Raw genomic sequence first — 15,895 nt, forward strand, 5'->3', positions numbered from 1 at the left:
CTGGAACACATCTCTACCACCACGCTGATCGTCATTCTGGTCATCATGGTGGTCATCTCCGCTTATTTCTCTGGCTCTGAAACCGGCATGATGACGCTGAACCGCTACCGGTTACGTCATCGCGCCAAGCAGGGTAACCGTGCCGCGCGTCGTGTCGAAAAGCTTCTGCGTAAGCCGGACCGGCTGATTAGCCTGGTGCTTATCGGTAACAACCTGGTCAATATTCTCGCTTCTGCACTGGGCACCATCGTCGGGATGCGTCTGTACGGCAACGCAGGCGTGGCGATTGCCACAGGTGTGCTCACGTTTGTGGTGCTGGTGTTTGCGGAAGTGCTGCCCAAAACCATCGCCGCGCTTTACCCGGAAAAAGTCGCCTACCCGAGCAGCTTCCTGTTAGCACCGCTGCTTATTCTGATGATGCCGCTGGTCTGGCTGCTGAATATGGTGACACGGGTGCTGATGCGCATGGTCGGTATAAAGGCAGACGCCACCATCAGTAGCGCGCTCAGCAAAGACGAACTGCGTACCATCGTGAATGAATCCCGCTCGCAGATCTCCCGCCGCAATCAGGACATGCTCCTGTCGGTGCTGGATCTGGAAAAGGTCAGCGTTGACGACATCATGGTGCCGCGCAATGAAATCGTCGGGATTGATATCAACGACGACTGGAAGGCCATTGTCCGCCAGCTGACGCACTCCCCGCACGGGCGTATCGTCCTCTATCGCGATTCTCTCGACGATGCCATCAGCATGCTGCGCGTGCGCGAGGCCTATCGTCTGATGACTGAGAAAAACGAGTTCACCAAAGAGGTGATGCTGCGCGCCGCCGACGAAATTTACTACGTGCCGGAAGGCACCCCACTCAGCACGCAGCTGGTGAAGTTCCAGCGAAACAAGAAGAAAGTCGGCCTGGTGGTGGATGAATACGGCGACATACAGGGGCTGGTGACGGTCGAAGATATTCTGGAAGAGATTGTCGGGGACTTTACCACGTCGATGTCACCTTCCCTTGCCGAAGAAGTCACCCCGCAAAACGACGGGTCAGTGCTTATCGACGGCAGCGCCAACATTCGTGAAATCAATAAAGCGTTCAACTGGCATTTGCCGGAAGACGAAGCGCGGACGATGAACGGTATGATCCTGGAAGCGCTGGAAGAGATCCCGGCGGCAGGCACGCGCGTGCGCATTGAACAGTATGATATTGATATTCTGGACGTTCAGGACAACATGATTAAGCAGGTGAAGGTCCTGCCCGTTAAGCCTCTACGCGAAAGTATTGCCGAATAAAATGTAGGCCGGGTAAGGCGAACGCCGCCACCCGGCACTACAGGCAGCACGTTATGCTTTCGCTTTCGCCACGGTCACCATCGCAGCGCGAATAGTACGACCGTTCAGGGTATACCCTTTCTGCATCACGCCCAGCACGTTACCCGCGGCAACGTCTTCGGATTCCACCATCGCAATGGCCTGGTGAACGTTTGGATCCAGCGGTACATCCGTATCGGCAATCACTTCAACACCGAACTTACGCACCACATCCAGCATGGATTTCAGCGTCAGCTCAATTCCTTCAATCATCGCCGCGTTATCCGGGTTAGCTTTATCCGCCACTTCCAGCGCGCGATCCAGGCTGTCGATCACCGGAAGCAGTTCGTTGACGAATTTCTCCAGCGCAAATTTGTGCGCCTTTTCAACGTCCAGCTCGGTACGACGGCGCAGGTTTTCCATTTCCGCTTTGATACGCAGTACGCCATCGCGTTCGCGATTCTGCGCTTCTACCAACTGAGCTTCCAGGTTGGCAATTTTTTCATCGCGCGGGTCCACCTGCTCAGCAGACGTGTCTGGCTCTACTGCCTCAACTTCATCGTGCTGTTCCGTGATAATTTCTTCAGGGGCTTGCCCCTCAGGCGTTTTCTGTTCTTTACTACTCATGAATTTCTCCGCGTTTTTCTGCATTCATCTCGCTAACTTCGCTTATTATGGGGATCAGTTTCCTGGATTCAAGGGAACAAGGCAGATTGTCATCATTCATCAGGCACAAGGACCTCCAGAAAATGAATAATCATTTCAGGTGTATTGGGATCGTCGGCCATCCGCGTCACCCTACCGCATTGACGACACATGAAATGTTGTATCGCTGGCTGTGTGGTAAAGGCTATGAAGTGATGGTCGAGCAGCAGATCGCCCAGGAGTTGCAGCTTAAAAGCGTCAGAACCGGCACGCTGGCGGAAATTGGCCAGCAGGCGGATCTCGCCGTGGTGGTCGGTGGCGACGGCAATATGCTGGGCGCGGCGCGAACGCTGGCTCGCTATGATATTAAGGTTATTGGTATTAACCGTGGCAATCTCGGTTTCCTGACCGACCTCGACCCGGACAATGCGCAGCAGCAGCTGGCGGACGTGCTGGAAGGCCACTATATCAGTGAAAAACGGTTTTTACTGGAAGCCCAGGTGTGTCAGCAGGACTGCCAGAAGCGCATCAGCACCGCCATTAACGAGGTGGTTCTCCATCCCGGTAAAGTGGCGCACATGATCGAGTTCGAAGTCTATATCGACGAAATATTCGCTTTCTCGCAGCGTTCTGACGGGCTGATTATTTCAACCCCGACGGGGTCAACTGCCTACTCGCTTTCAGCCGGAGGCCCAATCCTGACGCCATCGCTGGATGCCATTACCCTGGTGCCGATGTTCCCGCATACGCTCTCGGCGCGTCCGCTGGTGATCAACGGCGACAGCACCATCCGCCTGCGTTTTTCCCATCGCCGTAACGACCTGGAGATCAGCTGCGACAGTCAGATTGCGCTCCCCATTCAGGAAGGTGAAGATGTCCTCATTCGCCGCTGCGATTACCATCTGAACCTGATTCACCCGAAAGATTACAGCTATTTCAACACATTAAGCTCCAAGCTCGGCTGGTCAAAAAAATTGTTCTGATTTTGCATCCAGCACTTTACTGTATATAAAACCAGTTTATACTGTATACAAACACAGTTATGGTTTTTCATACAGGAAAACAATTATGCTGGCACAACTGACCATCAGCAACTTTGCCATTGTTCGTGAGCTTGAGATCGACTTCCATAGCGGAATGACGGCGATTACCGGAGAAACCGGTGCAGGTAAATCCATTGCCATTGATGCCCTCGGCTTGTGCCTCGGCGGTCGTGCTGAGGGGGATATGGTGCGCACAGGCGCCGCCCGTGCCGATCTCTGCGCCCGCTTCTCGTTGAAAGACACACCTGCCGCCCTGCGCTGGCTGGAAGCGAACCAGCTCGAAGACGGACGTGAGTGTTTACTTCGCCGCGTCATCAGCAGCGATGGCCGCTCCCGCGGTTTTATCAATGGTACAGCGGTTCCCCTTTCCCAGCTTCGCGAGCTGGGCCAGCTGCTCATCCAGATCCATGGTCAGCATGCGCACCAGCAGTTAATCAAACCCGAACAGCAGAAAGCCCTGCTTGATGGCTACGCAGGTGAGTACGCGCTTACTCAACTCATGGCGGAGCACTATCGTCAGTGGCATCAAAGCTGCCGCGAACTTGCGCAGCATCAGCAGCAAAGCCAGGAGCGTACCGCGCGCGCCGAGCTGCTGGAATATCAGCTGAAAGAGCTGAACGAATTTAACCCGCAGGCGGGTGAATTTGAGCAAATCGACGAAGAGTACAAGCGTCTGGCCAACAGCGGTCAGCTGCTTTCCACCAGCCAGACTGCCCTTAACATGCTGGCGGATGGCGAAGACGTGAATTTGCAGAGCCAGCTGTATAACGTGCGTCAGCTTGTGACCGAACTGACCGGCATGGACAATAAGCTTTCTGGCGTACTGGAAATGCTGGAAGAGGCCGCGATTCAGATTTCAGAAGCCGGGGATGAGCTGCGCCACTATTGTGAACGTCTGGATCTCGACCCGAACCGTCTGTTCGAACTTGAGCAACGCATCTCCCGTCAGATTTCACTGGCGCGTAAGCATCACGTAACCCCGGAAGAGCTGCCGAATTACTATCAGTCTCTGCTGGAGGAACAGCAGCAGCTGGACGATCAGGCCGATTCCCTTGAAACCTTGTCTCTGGCGGTCAATCTGCATCATCAGCAGGCGCTGGAAACGGCGAAACGGCTGCATGACGTGCGGCAACACTATGCGCTGGAGCTTAGCCAGCACATTACCGACAGCATGCATACGCTGGCGATGCCGCATGGGGTGTTCACCATAGATGTTCGCTTTGAAGAGAATCACCTGACGGCGGAAGGCGCAGACCGCGTAGAATTCCGCGTCACCACCAACCCGGGCCAGCCTTTGCAGGCGATTTCGAAAGTGGCTTCCGGCGGTGAACTGTCGCGTATCGCCCTGGCCATTCAGGTGATTACCGCCCGTAAAATGGAAACCCCGGCGTTGATTTTCGATGAAGTGGATGTGGGTATCAGCGGCCCGACCGCGGCCGTTGTCGGCAAACTGCTGCGTCAGTTAGGTGAATCGACGCAGGTCATGTGTGTGACTCACCTGCCGCAGGTCGCCGGTTGTGGTCATCACCACTTTATCGTCAGCAAGGAAACCGATGGCGAAATGACGGAAACGCACATGAAGCCGCTGGATAAACGCTCACGCTTGCAGGAGCTGGCACGCCTGCTCGGCGGCAGTGAAGTCACCCGCAATACGCTTGCAAATGCGAAAGAACTGCTGGCGGCATAAACTTTTTCGGGATCTCAGGGTCATACAGAACAACAAAAACGCCGCCAGACCGGTTTCAAAGTGGGGCAAGGTCTATTATCATCGGCATATTACATATGAGCCGCGTACTGCTCGGGCCCGAAAAGGAATCAAATCACTATGCGCTGTAAAACGCTGACCGCTGCCGCAGCGGTTCTTCTGATGTTGACCGCAGGCTGTTCCACTCTGGAGAAAGTGGTTTACCGTCCTGACATCAACCAGGGGAACTACCTTACCCCTAACGATGTGTCCAAAATCCGCGTGGGTATGACACAACAGCAGGTCGCTTATGCCCTGGGAACCCCGATGATGTCCGATCCGTTCGGCACAAACACCTGGTTCTATGTATTCCGCCAGCAGCCTGGTCATGAAGATGTGACCCAGCAAACCCTGACGCTGACCTTCAGCAGTGCCGGCGTGCTGACCAACATCGACAACAAGCCTGCCCTGACCAAATAATCAGGCGTCAGCAACGCAAAAAGGTGCTCAATGAGCACCTTTTTTGTATCTGAATTCTTACGCAGAATCGTAGCCCCGGTAAGCGAAGCGCCACCGGGGGAGAAAGCGCTACTTACCCGATTTCTCCGCTCGCTGACGGCGCAGCTCTTTCGGATCAGCAATCAGCGGGCGATAAATCTCAACCCGATCGCCATCCTTCAGCGCATCAGCAAGCTTAACCGGACGGCTATAAATGCCGACTTTATTCTTCGCCAGGTCAATATCACGGCGAAGTTCAAGGATGCCGGAGGCCCGGATAGCCGCCTCAACGGTGGCGCCCTCTTCAAGCATTACGCGCTGCAAATACTGCTTCTCTGGCAGCGCATACACTACCTCAACAGCAATCTTATGCGACACTGTAAACCTCTTTGGCGCGCGTGGTGAACGCCTGAACCATATTCGAGGCCAGCTCTTTAAAGATACGGCCAAACGCCAGTTCGATCAGCTTATTGGTAAATTCAAAATCCAGATGAAACTCAATGCGGCAGGCGTCAGCGCTCAGCGGCGTAAACTTCCACCCCCCCATCAGTTTTTTAAACGGACCATCCACCAGATGCATCAAAATACTCTGATTGCTCGTCAGGGTATTGCGCGTGGTGAACGTTTTGCTGATCCCCGCTTTGGAGACATCCACGGCCGCAGTCATCTGCGTCGGGCCGGATTCCAGCACCCGGCTACCGGTGCATCCCGGAATAAATTCCGGATACGACTGAACGTCGTTCACTAACTGATACATTTGTTCCGCGCTGTAGGGAACAAGCGCGGTACGGCTAATCTGAGGCATAGCATTTTCCATGGTCACACAACAGACAAATAATAACATTTATCACCTGTTAAAAAAACGCTAAGCCTTATCTCGTGCTAAGATAGCGCGTTAGACCTCACAGGACGCAATGAGGTGACTTTTTAAAATCAGATTACCGACGGCTTTACGACACTTATGACGAAGAAAAAAGCACATAAACCTGGTTCGGCGACCATTGCGCTTAACAAGCGTGCTCGCCACGAGTATTTCATCGAAGAAGAATTCGAGGCCGGCCTTGCGTTGCAGGGCTGGGAAGTAAAATCGCTGCGTGCCGGGAAAGCCAATATCGGCGACAGCTACGTGATCCTGAAAGACGGTGAGGCCTTCCTGTTCGGCGCGAACTTTACGCCGCTGACCGTCGCCTCTTCACATTACGTCTGCGATCCTACCCGCACCCGTAAGCTGCTGCTGAACAAGCGCGAACTGGAATCCCTCTACGGACGCATCAACCGCGAAGGCTTCACCGTGGTGGCGCTCTCTTTGTACTGGAAAAATGCCTGGTGCAAAGTGAAAATCGGCGTGGCGAAAGGTAAGAAACAGCACGACAAACGTACTGACCTGAAAGCACGCGAGTGGCAGCTCGACAAAGCACGTATCATGAAAAACGCAGGACGTTGATTCTGCGCACTTATTGTACTATTCAATAAGTTAGCGTTTCGGGCTGGTGTCGAGGAAGTAAAATCTGGTATACTGAGTTCAACACTATTGGGGCTGATTCTGGATTCGACGGGATTTGCGAAACCCAAGGTGCATGCCGAGGGGCGGTTTGCCTCGTTAAAAGCCGCAAAAAAATAGTCGCAAACGACGAAAACTACGCTTTAGCAGCTTAATAACCTGCTAAGAGCCCTCTCTCCCTAGCTTCCGCTCTTAAGACGGGGATCAAAGAGAGGTCAAACCCAAAAGAGATCGCGTGGAAACCCTGCCTGGGGTTGAAGCGTTAAAACTAATCAGGCTAGTTCGTCAGTGGCGTGTTTGTCCGCAGCTGGCGTGCGAATGTAAAGACAAACTAAGCATGTAGTACCGAGGATGTAGAAATTTCGGACGCGGGTTCAACTCCCGCCAGCTCCACCAAAATTCTCCATCGGTGATTACCAGAGTCATCCGATGAAGTCCTGAAAGCCCGCACGGCGCAAGCCCTGCGGGCTTTTTTGTGTCTGTCGTTCTCCGAGCCATTCGACTTAGTCCGGCAATTATCGCTATACGTTCAGGTATTCCGGTTCATGCCGGATCAGCCACAGCCCCCCAGACCTACACCAATGTTCTGCGTGCTAAAGCGCCCGAGAAAAATCTAACGTTGCGTCATGGCCCGTGCCATCGTTGAAATCCCCGCACTGCATATCAAAGCCCACCCCCTTTCCCGCAATCAACATAAACCATTGATATTAAATATTTATCACCTCATTTATTTCCGTTTCCTTTTGTTTTGTCGAACGATCTGTGAACAACACCAAAACATTAACAACAAGGAAACAATAATATAACTACAGAGGTGACCTTATGCTCAATAAAGAACGGCATTATGCAATTTTGACCTGGCTTAACAGGTACGAACGGGCGACGGTGAATCAGCTTGCGAAAGTATTTAACGTCACCAGGGAAACGATTCGCAGCGACCTGAACTTATTAGCGCAGGAAGGCGGCATTGAGCGATGCCACGGTGGGGCAATTATCAAACGCCGTATTTTTCATACCCAATCAGTCAATAATTTAGATAGCAATATCATTCATTTTTTTGACTCCGCGCAGTCAAGAAAAACGATCAAATCCCGACATAAAGGGCGAAAGATGAAAGGTAAAGTCTGTATTCTGGGTTCATTCAACGTTGATATTATTGCTAATGTCGATCGTTTCCCGCAAAGCGGAGAATCTATTTTTTCCGAAAATACCATTATTGGACCCGGCGGCAAAGGCGCCAATCAGGCGCTGGCCGTAAGCAAATGCAATGTTAAAACCCATTTTGTCGGTAAGGTGGGTAACGATCAGTTTAGTCAGTTGGCCTTTGAACATCTTTCATCTTCTGCTATCGACAGCTTCACGCTTTATCAGGATAAAGATCAGAAAACCGGCACCGCGCTTATTTATGTTTGTCAAAGTGATGGTGAAAATATGATTGCCATCAGCCCTGGGGCCAATCGGTCCATTACAGCCGATGAAGTTGAAGCGATTACCCCTGAAGTGAAAAACGCAGATATTTTTTTAACCCAGCTGGAAAATAATCTACCCGCTACCTTTCGGGCCATTGAAATTGCCCGCCGTAACGGGATTAAGGTGGTTTTGAACCCTGCCCCCTGGTCATCTGATGTGGTTAGCTGCCTGAAGAACGTGGACTTTCTGACCCCAAACGAGACTGAGGCCTCATTGCTGTCCGGCATTCATATTGTGGATCTTGCCAGCGCGAAGGAAGCCGCCAGAGCCACTAAAGCGAAAGGGGTAGGTCACGTCATCATCACCATGGGAGCGAAAGGCGCGCTTATTTATGACGGTGAGCAATTCATTCATATCCCGGCGCTGAAAGCCGTATGTGTGGATACCACCGGTGCTGGCGATGCCTTCAACGGCGCATTCGCCGCCGCGATGGCGAAAGGGGAATCCATTATTCAGGCAGCAAAATTTGCCTGTGCTTTCGCCTCTTTGGCCGTCGAAAAAGAAGGCGCATCAAATATGCCTGAATATAAAGATGTCCTGACCCGCCTCGCGCAATATAACGATAAAAAAATTCTCACCGAGAAAATTTAACGCACGCATATTTCTGCAAACACAGATTATATTCACGACAACCATTTCAGTAATGGGAGTATGTCCGATGAAAGCCCTGACAGAATCTAAACCCGGCGGCGCGATACCGCAGGTAAATAACATGCCTCACCAGCAAACACTATCCCGCATGGCACGTTGCCGCCAGACGTTACGCCGGTGGTGGCCGTTCTACGTGATGGCCCTGCCTGGGGTTATCTATTTTTTTATCTGGCACTATTTACCCATTTGGGAAACAAAAATTGCGTTTGAGCAGTACCGTATTATCCCGCCGAATATCTGGGTCGGGATGCAGTATTTTGCCACGCTGATGTCATCCCCTGTTTTCTGGCAGGTGATACAGAACACCGTGATTATCGGCGCAATGAAGCTGATTTTTATTTTTCCGGTTCCCATTATCGTGGCGCTCTTGCTCAATGAAGTGCGCTCATCCGGTTACCGTAAATTTGTCCAGTCGGTGATTTATCTGCCGCATTATCTTTCCTGGGTGGTGATCGCCAGTATCGCGATTGCCACGCTCTCGCCGGTTGATGGCGCGGTTAACGACATCATTAAATCGATGGGCTACGATCCGATCCCCTTTATGGCCGACAGCGGCTCTATCCGCTGGGTACTGGTGTTCACTGAAATGTGGCGCAGCGCGGGCTGGGACTCATTACTTTACATCGCGGCGATCCTCGCCATCGATCCACAGCTGTATGAAGCGGCGGAAATGGATGGTGCCGGGCGCTGGCGCAAAATCTGGCACATCACCCTGCCCGCTATCACCCCGACCATCGCCACGCTGTTTATCCTCAACGTCGGGCTGTTCCTGAGCCAGGGTTTTGATCAGGTCTTCAACATGACCAACGACGTGGTGAACGGTCAGATAGACATCATCGACACCTACGTCTACCGCATGGGCCTGCGCACCGGGGAGTTCTCGCTGGCGACCGCCGCAGGGTTATTCAAAGGCGTGATCGGCATGATCCTTATCGTGCTGGCACATAACGTTTCAAAACGCCTGACGGGTAAAGGAGTCTGGTAATGCGCATCTCATCACGAAGCACCCCTTTTGAGCGCATCGAATATGTGCTCATTCTCTCGGTACTGATGCTGCTGGTTGTCGTGACGCTACAACCGATCCTCAACCTGGTGGCGATATCCTTCTCCAGCCCGGCAAACGTGCCCGGCATGAGCGGCCTGGAAATTATTCCGCAGGGCTTTTCGCTGGACGTCTGGAAGCTGCTGCTGACCAACGAAGCCGTGCTGCGCGGGTTTGGCAATGCGATGCTGATTACCGTGGTGGGCACCATCATCAACGTAGTTTTCACCGTGCTGCTGGCCTGGGCGCTGGCGCAAAAACGCCTGCCGGGACGCCGCTGGCTGTTTATGTTTGTCCTGTTCACCATCGTCTTTGAGCCGGGCATCATCCCCGATTTTCTGGTGATGAAAAAGCTGGGGCTACTGAACAGCTACTGGTCCGTCATCCTGTATCGCGCCGTCTTCGCCTGGTACCTGATTATTCTGGTTCGCCTGTTCGAAGAGATCCCGGAGGAGCTGCTGGAAGCCGCCGAACTCGATGGCGCGAACCCGTTCCAGACGCTGTGGTACGTCATTATGCCGGTCGCCAAATCGTCCATTGCCATGATCACGTTATTTTACATGGTGCTGCACTGGAACGAGTTTTTCCGCGCCATGGTGTACCTCAACGACCCGGACAAATGGCCGTTGCAGGTGGTGCTGCGTCAGTTTGTCGTCGAGGGCGATAAGCTGGCGATGGTAGGCGTCGAAAGCATGTCGAACTACACCGATGCCAGCCAGATCAGCATCAAGGCGCTGAAAGCCGGGATGATCACCTTAACCATCGCCCCGCTGATTGCCATCTACCCGATTATTTTGCGCTTCTTCACCAAAGGGACCATGTCCGGCGCGGTGAAGGGTTAACAGGAGCGATGACGATGAAATTATTCGCAGCAATCGCCTGCGGCCTGCTGTTATGCCAGGCCGCCTGGGCCGAGCCGGTCACCATCCGGATTGTGGAAAAAGATCTGCTGACCACCAACCGCGAAGATGTCGCGCATATTCAGCGAATCGAGCAGGCGCTGGCACGCCAGGGACACGATATCCACATTGAGATCGTCAACCTGCCGTCTTCCGGCTACTCCGACGTGCTGAACGTGATGCTGCTCTCCGGCACCATCCCTGATCTGATCTATTTCAACGGCAGCGACCAGAAGATGGTCGAACAGGGCATTCTTGAAGACTGGCGTCCGTGGATTGCGCAAACCCGCTATCTGAAAGAGGCGCTGTGGCCGCACAACCGGCTTCGCCTGCAAAACCATCCGACCCTGCTGTATGTCTTTCCCCTGCGCGCGCGCCAGCCGGTGATCCGTGAGGACTGGTTACAGAAGAGCGGATTCAGCGCATCACCCAAAACGCTGGCGGAGTACGTCACGCTGTTCAATGCGATCCACGCCGGTGACTACAACGGCGACGGTAAGACGGATAGCTGGGGGATCACCTCCGAGAAAGACCTGCGCGATCTCGACGGTTTTATGAACCCGGCGTTTGGCATTCACGCCACCTGGCTCAAGGACGATCAGGGCAAGCTGATCAACGCCCAGATAAGCCCGCAGGAGCGGAGCAAGCTGGAGTTCTACCATTCGCTGTATCAGAAAGGATTGCTCTCCTCCCAGTACATCACCACCAACTGGGAGCTAAAAGAGGATGAGTTTTATACCGGCAAGGTTGGCGTGGTATCCGTCTCATCGCCGGGCAACGTCGGCGTGTACCAGGAAAAGATGCGCCAGATCCATCCTGACGCCACCCTCACCCTGCTCGCCCCACCCGAAGGCCCGGCAGGTAAAGGGCTGGCGGCGACAGATGTTTCCATGGAAACGCGCGGCTTTGCCATGTCCTCGCTCTCGAAACATAAAAAGGAAGTGATGATCCTGCTCGATTTTCTGGCAAGCCCGGAAGGGCAAATGATGGAGCAGATGGGCTTCGAGAACACGCACTACGTTCGTAAGGGCAACACGATAAACGTGACGCCAAAAATTAATGCCTGGTATCCGCGGTTTATCCAGGCCGCCAACTGGAAGCCGCCGGTGGAGTGGCGGACGCCTGCGATGCTGCGCTATATCGACAATTCACAACGTTATTTTACGGCGGATAACGCCTTTATCTTCCCGGCGTCGTTTGCCGCCGCCATCGACTCAACCAGCAGTATTTATAACCAGTGGGCGTACCAGTTTGTCTCTGGCAAAGCGTCATTTGATCAGTGGGATCAGTATGTCAGCGCCTGGAAAGCCGCAGGTGGAAACGCCATGACCGAATATGCAGAGGAAAAATTAAAATGACCGTTACTCAAGCCGCTGATTTATCGTTCACGTCCCGCATTCTGGGCATGCTGTATGGCGTGGCGTTCGGTGATGCCTTAGGCGGACCGGTTGAGAAACTCTCCGCCCGGCAAATCGCGGAGAAATATGGCCGCGTCACCTCCATCCACCAGCGCTGGCACCGGATGGACGAGCCGTCCGCACGGCGCAACAACCGCGTACGCGGCAACGGTATCATCACCGACGATACGCTGATGACACTCTGCCTGATGGAGGTTTACAGCGAGCTGGGCCGTCACGTTGATGCGTGGGATATGGGGGAGTCTTTTGTGCGGAAGATTGCCTGGGAACCGCGCTGGGTGCCGGAACTGGATCGGGAAGCGCTGGTTATTGAGCGCCTGTTTTATCCGGAAAAATGGATCTTCCATCGTCTGCAACTGGCCGCCTGCGATCCGCGCCAGGGCGGCGTGGGCAATATGGTGAACTGCGGCGCAGCCATGTATGCCGCCCCCATCGGAGCTATTAATGCCTGCAACCCTGAGGCAGCTTACCAGGAAGCCATTAATTTCACCCAGGGGCATCAGCAGAGCTATGGGCTGGAGGCCGCCGGGGTCTTCGCCGCCTGCGTTGCAGCGGCATTTATTCCTGGCATCACCATTGAGGCTATCACCAACATCGCATTGAAACTGGCTAAAGACGGCACCCGCCAGGCCATCGCGGCAACGCTTGAGGTCGCGCGTCGCTACCGTGGAACCGCATGGGATTATCAACAGGTCGTTGACGCCCTGCACGATGCGCTTTTGCCCTTCTCACCGATGGGAGATGACCTGATGCACGGCCCGGAAAAAGCGGGCGTCCCGACCATGGCCTACCAGCCCTCGCGCCTGATGTCGATTGAGGAACTGCCAATGGCGCTGGCCTTCTGCCTGCTGCGCGAAGGCGAGTTTCGCGGGGCGGTGGAAGACGCCATCAATTCAGGCCGTGATACCGACTCTATCGGGGTGATGAGCGGCGCGATTTTAGGCGCGCTGCACGGGGAAGCCATTGTCGAACCTGAGGTGCTGGCGGGTATTGATAGCGCCAACCACCTGGATCTGCGTACGGCCGCGCTGCGCTTCAGCGAATCAGCACAAAGCATTATCCAGCAGGATCTCGCTGCGGCGGCGCTTTACCGCCAGCACGTCATGCCATTATTGCAGCCAGGCCACACCGCCGGGCGAGGAGAGTAACATGAGCCAAATCGTTTTAAATAATCTCGGTAAATCCTACGGCAACGTCAGCATCATTAAAGGGATCTCGCTGAGCATTCACGAAGGCGAATTTATTGTGCTGGTCGGCCCGTCCGGGTGTGGGAAATCCACCCTGCTGCGCATGATTGCGGGTCTGGAAGACATCACCTCCGGTGAACTGCTGATGCACGGCGAGGTGGTCAACACTCTGCCCGCCAAAAAACGCGATATCGCCATGGTGTTCCAGAGCTATGCGCTCTATCCACACATGAAGGTGCGGGATAACATGAGTTTTGCCCTGAAGCTTGCCAGCGTCTCAAAAGCGGAACGGATGGCGCGCGTGGAAGAGGCAGCGGAAATCCTCGGCCTGACGCATCTGCTCGATCGCCTCCCGCGGGATCTTTCCGGCGGCCAGCGTCAGCGCGTGGCGATGGGACGCGCGCTGGTGCGTGACCCGAAGGCCTTTTTGTTTGATGAACCGCTCTCCAACCTGGACGCCAAACTGCGCCATAAAATGCGCGGAGAAATTCGTAAGATCCACCAGCGGATGGGTCGCACCACCATCTACGTCACGCACGATCAGACGGAAGCGATGACCATGGCGGACAGGATTGTGGTGCTGAATGCCGGACATATTGAGCAGGTCGGCACCCCGGAAGAGCTGTACCGTAACCCGGATAACCTGTTTGTCGCGGGCTTTATCGGCACGCCGGAAATTAACACCCTTAAAGGCGTGATTCAGCACGGCGAGATTGTGCTCAACAACGGCTACCGCTTCCCCTGCCCCCTCCGCTCACATATTGAAGGGATGGAGATCATCTGCGCCACCCGACCGCACTATATCCGGCTCGGCGAGTCAGGGATGCCAGCGGAAATCGTGCTGATAGAAATGACCGGGGAAGGACAGGAGATCCGGGTGCGTATCAACGATCAGGAGCTGATCGTGGTGTCCCATGAAAAGCTGGATATCAACGTGGGTCAGAAGGTCTTCCTCACCGTAGACGCGGAAAAAATGTTCTTGTTTGATGCCCAGACCGGTACACCACGCCGGGCGAGGTGTTGCAGTATGAGTATCTTGAACCGCTCAATCTGAAAATCAACGATCTGGCAGAGATGCTAAATGTACACCGCAATACCGTAAGCGCGTTGGTCAATAACAATCGCAAACTTACTGCCGATATGGCGATCAAACTGGCAAAAGCCTTTAATACCACTATTGAATTTTGGCTGAACTTACAGCTAAACGTTGATATCTGGGAAGCGCAATCTAACTCCCGCACGCAGGAGGAGTTAAGCCGGATAAAAACCGTTGCGGAAGTCATGGCGAAGCGAAAATCCGGCAAGCCAGACGTTACCCTGCACGGGAACAGCGCATAACGGCATCTGCCATTATGCGCATCCTGTTACAGGGAAATTTTGAGGCGTCGAACCGCTTCTTTAAGCTGCTCATCCGTTGGGGTAACGAAAGACATGCGCAGCGTGGTATGGTCCGGCTCGTTGCAGTAGAAGAACTCACCCGGCACAAACACGACGCCGTTGCTCAACGTTTTTTCCAGCCATTTCGTCGTATTGATGCCGTTGTTCATTTTCGCCCACAGGAACATGCCGCCCTTTGGCTTGTGGAACGACATCACATCGCCCAGCTCCGCTTCCAGTTCCGTTGCAAAGGTCTGGTATTTCTGGCGATAGGCTTCGCGGATCATTTTAATCTGATTCGCCAGACGACCGGTTTTCAGATACTCGTACGTCATCAGCTGCGACAGCGTGCTGGTGTGCAGATCGGTGGTTTGCTTGAGGTTCACCACCGCGCGCTTCAGCCACTCCGGCACCAGCACCCAGCCCACGCGGGTGCCCGGCGCGAGGATTTTAGAGAAGGTGGAGGTGTACACCACGTTATCCTCATTGCCGATATCTTTGGCATGAGCAATCAGCGGGCGGAACGCTTCGTCGGTGTAGTTGATCTCGCTGTACGGGTCGTCTTCGATAATCACGAAGTCATAGCGCTTCGATAATTCCACCAGCTGTTTACGACGCGCTTCGGAGAGCGTCACGCCGCCCGGGTTACCAAAGGTTGGCACGATATAAACCGCTTTGATGGTTTTGGTGGCTACCAGCGCTTCAAGTTCATCCACTTTCATGCCGTCGCCGTCGGTGCCAACGGATTCAAAATTCGCCTGCGCCAGGCCAAAGACCTGCAACGCGGCGAGGTAGGTAGGCCGCTCCACGACGACCGTATCGCCCGGGTTAATTAACGCCCGCGCCAGCACGTCAAGCGATTGTTGCGAGCCGGAAGTAATGACCACGTCATCGGCTTTACAGGCGATGCCGCGACCTTCACAGATGCGTTGGATCTCTTCGCGCAGCCCCGGGACGCCTTCCGTCAGGCCATACTGGAACGCTTCGCCAAAATGCTGAGACAGCACGGCATCAGCAGCGATTTTTAAACCCTCATGATCGAACAGGTCCGGATTTGGAATACCGCCACCCAGCGAAATCACGCCTGCCATTTTGCTATGTTTTAATAATTCACGGATGGCAGAGGATTGCAGGCCCTGCGCGCTGCTGGCGAGTTTGTTTGCAGACATTCTTTA

Annotated in this window: 16 protein-coding genes and 1 other RNA gene; 13 read left to right on the top strand and 4 right to left on the bottom strand. The window is 54.1% G+C overall.

All coding sequences use genetic code 11. The annotated features are described in order from the left end of the window. Positions 1–1,287, top strand: a complete 1,287-nt coding sequence (locus SK50_RS19025) for an HlyC/CorC family transporter (RefSeq protein WP_048229822.1) — start codon at positions 1–3, stop codon at positions 1,285–1,287. Between the two features lie 51 nt (positions 1,288–1,338). Here the strand turns inward: SK50_RS19025 and grpE are convergent, their stop codons facing one another. Beyond that, entirely contained in the window at positions 1,339–1,932 is a 594-nt protein-coding gene (gene grpE, locus SK50_RS19030; protein ID WP_003863126.1) for a nucleotide exchange factor GrpE, read from the bottom strand. A gap of 122 nt (positions 1,933–2,054) precedes the next feature. On the opposite strand from grpE, the gene nadK reads away from it, so the two are divergent. The 3 genes from nadK (at position 2,055) to bamE (ending at position 5,157) form a co-directional block, all read left to right on the top strand. Next, positions 2,055–2,933 (top strand): NAD(+) kinase, encoded by an 879-nt coding sequence (gene nadK / locus SK50_RS19040; RefSeq protein WP_017383004.1) that lies wholly within the window; start codon positions 2,055–2,057, stop codon positions 2,931–2,933. Positions 2,934–3,018: 85 nt separating this feature from the next. After that, a complete protein-coding gene (gene recN / locus SK50_RS19045) occupies positions 3,019–4,680 on the top strand; it encodes a DNA repair protein RecN (protein ID WP_015571579.1) in 1,662 nt (553 codons plus the stop codon). A gap of 138 nt (positions 4,681–4,818) precedes the next feature. Then, entirely contained in the window at positions 4,819–5,157 is a 339-nt protein-coding gene (gene bamE / locus SK50_RS19050; RefSeq protein ID WP_003863121.1) for an outer membrane protein assembly factor BamE, read from the top strand. A gap of 108 nt (positions 5,158–5,265) precedes the next feature. Here the strand turns inward: bamE and SK50_RS19055 are convergent, their stop codons facing one another. Both SK50_RS19055 and SK50_RS19060 read right to left on the bottom strand, forming a co-directional pair. Continuing rightward, positions 5,266–5,553 carry an RnfH family protein gene (locus SK50_RS19055; RefSeq protein WP_017383006.1) on the bottom strand — a complete coding sequence of 96 codons (288 nt, stop codon included), beginning with the start codon at positions 5,551–5,553 and terminating at the stop codon, positions 5,266–5,268. Further along, complete coding sequence (locus tag SK50_RS19060) at positions 5,543–5,980, bottom strand: type II toxin-antitoxin system RatA family toxin (RefSeq protein WP_003863117.1); 438 nt, start codon at positions 5,978–5,980, stop codon at positions 5,543–5,545. Before SK50_RS19060 ends, SK50_RS19055 begins: the two co-directional genes overlap by 11 nt. 156 nt (positions 5,981–6,136) lie before the next feature. Between SK50_RS19060 and smpB the strand changes: the two genes are divergently transcribed. The 9 genes from smpB (at position 6,137) to SK50_RS19100 (ending at position 14,681) form a co-directional block, all read left to right on the top strand. Continuing rightward, a complete protein-coding gene (smpB, locus tag SK50_RS19065; protein WP_003863115.1) occupies positions 6,137–6,619 on the top strand; it encodes an SsrA-binding protein SmpB in 483 nt (160 codons plus the stop codon). Positions 6,620–6,708: 89 nt separating this feature from the next. Next, positions 6,709–7,072: a transfer-messenger RNA gene (gene ssrA, locus SK50_RS23425) on the top strand. Positions 7,073–7,498: 426 nt separating this feature from the next. After that, the gene (gene rbsK / locus SK50_RS19070) at positions 7,499–8,737 is read left to right on the top strand and encodes a ribokinase (protein WP_017692844.1); all 1,239 of its coding nucleotides are present in this window, start codon (positions 7,499–7,501) and stop codon (positions 8,735–8,737) included. Positions 8,738–8,858: 121 nt separating this feature from the next. After that, complete coding sequence (locus SK50_RS19075; RefSeq protein ID WP_255353964.1) at positions 8,859–9,782, top strand: ABC transporter permease; 924 nt, start codon at positions 8,859–8,861, stop codon at positions 9,780–9,782. Beyond that, complete coding sequence (locus SK50_RS19080; protein WP_017692842.1) at positions 9,782–10,681, top strand: carbohydrate ABC transporter permease; 900 nt, start codon at positions 9,782–9,784, stop codon at positions 10,679–10,681. The genes SK50_RS19075 and SK50_RS19080 overlap by 1 nt, the downstream gene beginning before the upstream one ends. 14 nt (positions 10,682–10,695) lie before the next feature. Further along, a complete protein-coding gene (locus SK50_RS19085; protein ID WP_048229825.1) occupies positions 10,696–12,096 on the top strand; it encodes an extracellular solute-binding protein in 1,401 nt (466 codons plus the stop codon). Continuing rightward, positions 12,093–13,304, top strand: a complete 1,212-nt coding sequence (locus tag SK50_RS19090; RefSeq protein ID WP_047741188.1) for an ADP-ribosylglycohydrolase family protein — start codon at positions 12,093–12,095, stop codon at positions 13,302–13,304. Before SK50_RS19085 ends, SK50_RS19090 begins: the two co-directional genes overlap by 4 nt. A 1-nt stretch (position 13,305) precedes the next feature. Then, positions 13,306–14,397, top strand: a complete 1,092-nt coding sequence (locus SK50_RS19095) for an ABC transporter ATP-binding protein (protein WP_048229827.1) — start codon at positions 13,306–13,308, stop codon at positions 14,395–14,397. Further along, on the top strand, positions 14,364–14,681 hold the full coding sequence (locus tag SK50_RS19100; RefSeq protein WP_255353965.1) for a HigA family addiction module antitoxin: 318 nt from the start codon (positions 14,364–14,366) through the stop codon (positions 14,679–14,681). Before SK50_RS19095 ends, SK50_RS19100 begins: the two co-directional genes overlap by 34 nt. 26 nt (positions 14,682–14,707) lie before the next feature. On the opposite strand, the gene SK50_RS19105 is transcribed toward SK50_RS19100, so the two are convergent. Continuing rightward, positions 14,708–15,889 (bottom strand): aminotransferase-like domain-containing protein, encoded by a 1,182-nt coding sequence (locus tag SK50_RS19105; RefSeq protein ID WP_017382758.1) that lies wholly within the window; start codon positions 15,887–15,889, stop codon positions 14,708–14,710. Positions 15,890–15,895 lie beyond the last annotated feature (6 nt).

The sequence above is a fragment of the Enterobacter sp. BWH64 genome, assembly GCF_001037645.1.
Lineage (GTDB): Bacteria > Pseudomonadota > Gammaproteobacteria > Enterobacterales > Enterobacteriaceae > Enterobacter > Enterobacter hormaechei_C.

Coding starts and splice junctions, on each gene's coding strand:
- grpE (WP_003863126.1), bottom strand. CDS start 1,932: ATGAGTAGTAAAGAACAGAAAACGCCTGAGGGGCAAGCCCCTGAAGAA.
- nadK (WP_017383004.1), top strand. CDS start 2,055: ATGAATAATCATTTCAGGTGTATTGGGATCGTCGGCCATCCGCGTCAC.
- recN (WP_015571579.1), top strand. CDS start 3,019: ATGCTGGCACAACTGACCATCAGCAACTTTGCCATTGTTCGTGAGCTT.
- bamE (WP_003863121.1), top strand. CDS start 4,819: ATGCGCTGTAAAACGCTGACCGCTGCCGCAGCGGTTCTTCTGATGTTG.
- SK50_RS19060 (WP_003863117.1), bottom strand. CDS start 5,980: ATGCCTCAGATTAGCCGTACCGCGCTTGTTCCCTACAGCGCGGAACAA.
- smpB (WP_003863115.1), top strand. CDS start 6,137: ATGACGAAGAAAAAAGCACATAAACCTGGTTCGGCGACCATTGCGCTT.
- rbsK (WP_017692844.1), top strand. CDS start 7,499: ATGCTCAATAAAGAACGGCATTATGCAATTTTGACCTGGCTTAACAGG.
- SK50_RS19075 (WP_255353964.1), top strand. CDS start 8,859: ATGCCTCACCAGCAAACACTATCCCGCATGGCACGTTGCCGCCAGACG.
- SK50_RS19080 (WP_017692842.1), top strand. CDS start 9,782: ATGCGCATCTCATCACGAAGCACCCCTTTTGAGCGCATCGAATATGTG.
- SK50_RS19085 (WP_048229825.1), top strand. CDS start 10,696: ATGAAATTATTCGCAGCAATCGCCTGCGGCCTGCTGTTATGCCAGGCC.
- SK50_RS19090 (WP_047741188.1), top strand. CDS start 12,093: ATGACCGTTACTCAAGCCGCTGATTTATCGTTCACGTCCCGCATTCTG.
- SK50_RS19095 (WP_048229827.1), top strand. CDS start 13,306: ATGAGCCAAATCGTTTTAAATAATCTCGGTAAATCCTACGGCAACGTC.
- SK50_RS19105 (WP_017382758.1), bottom strand. CDS start 15,889: ATGTCTGCAAACAAACTCGCCAGCAGCGCGCAGGGCCTGCAATCCTCT.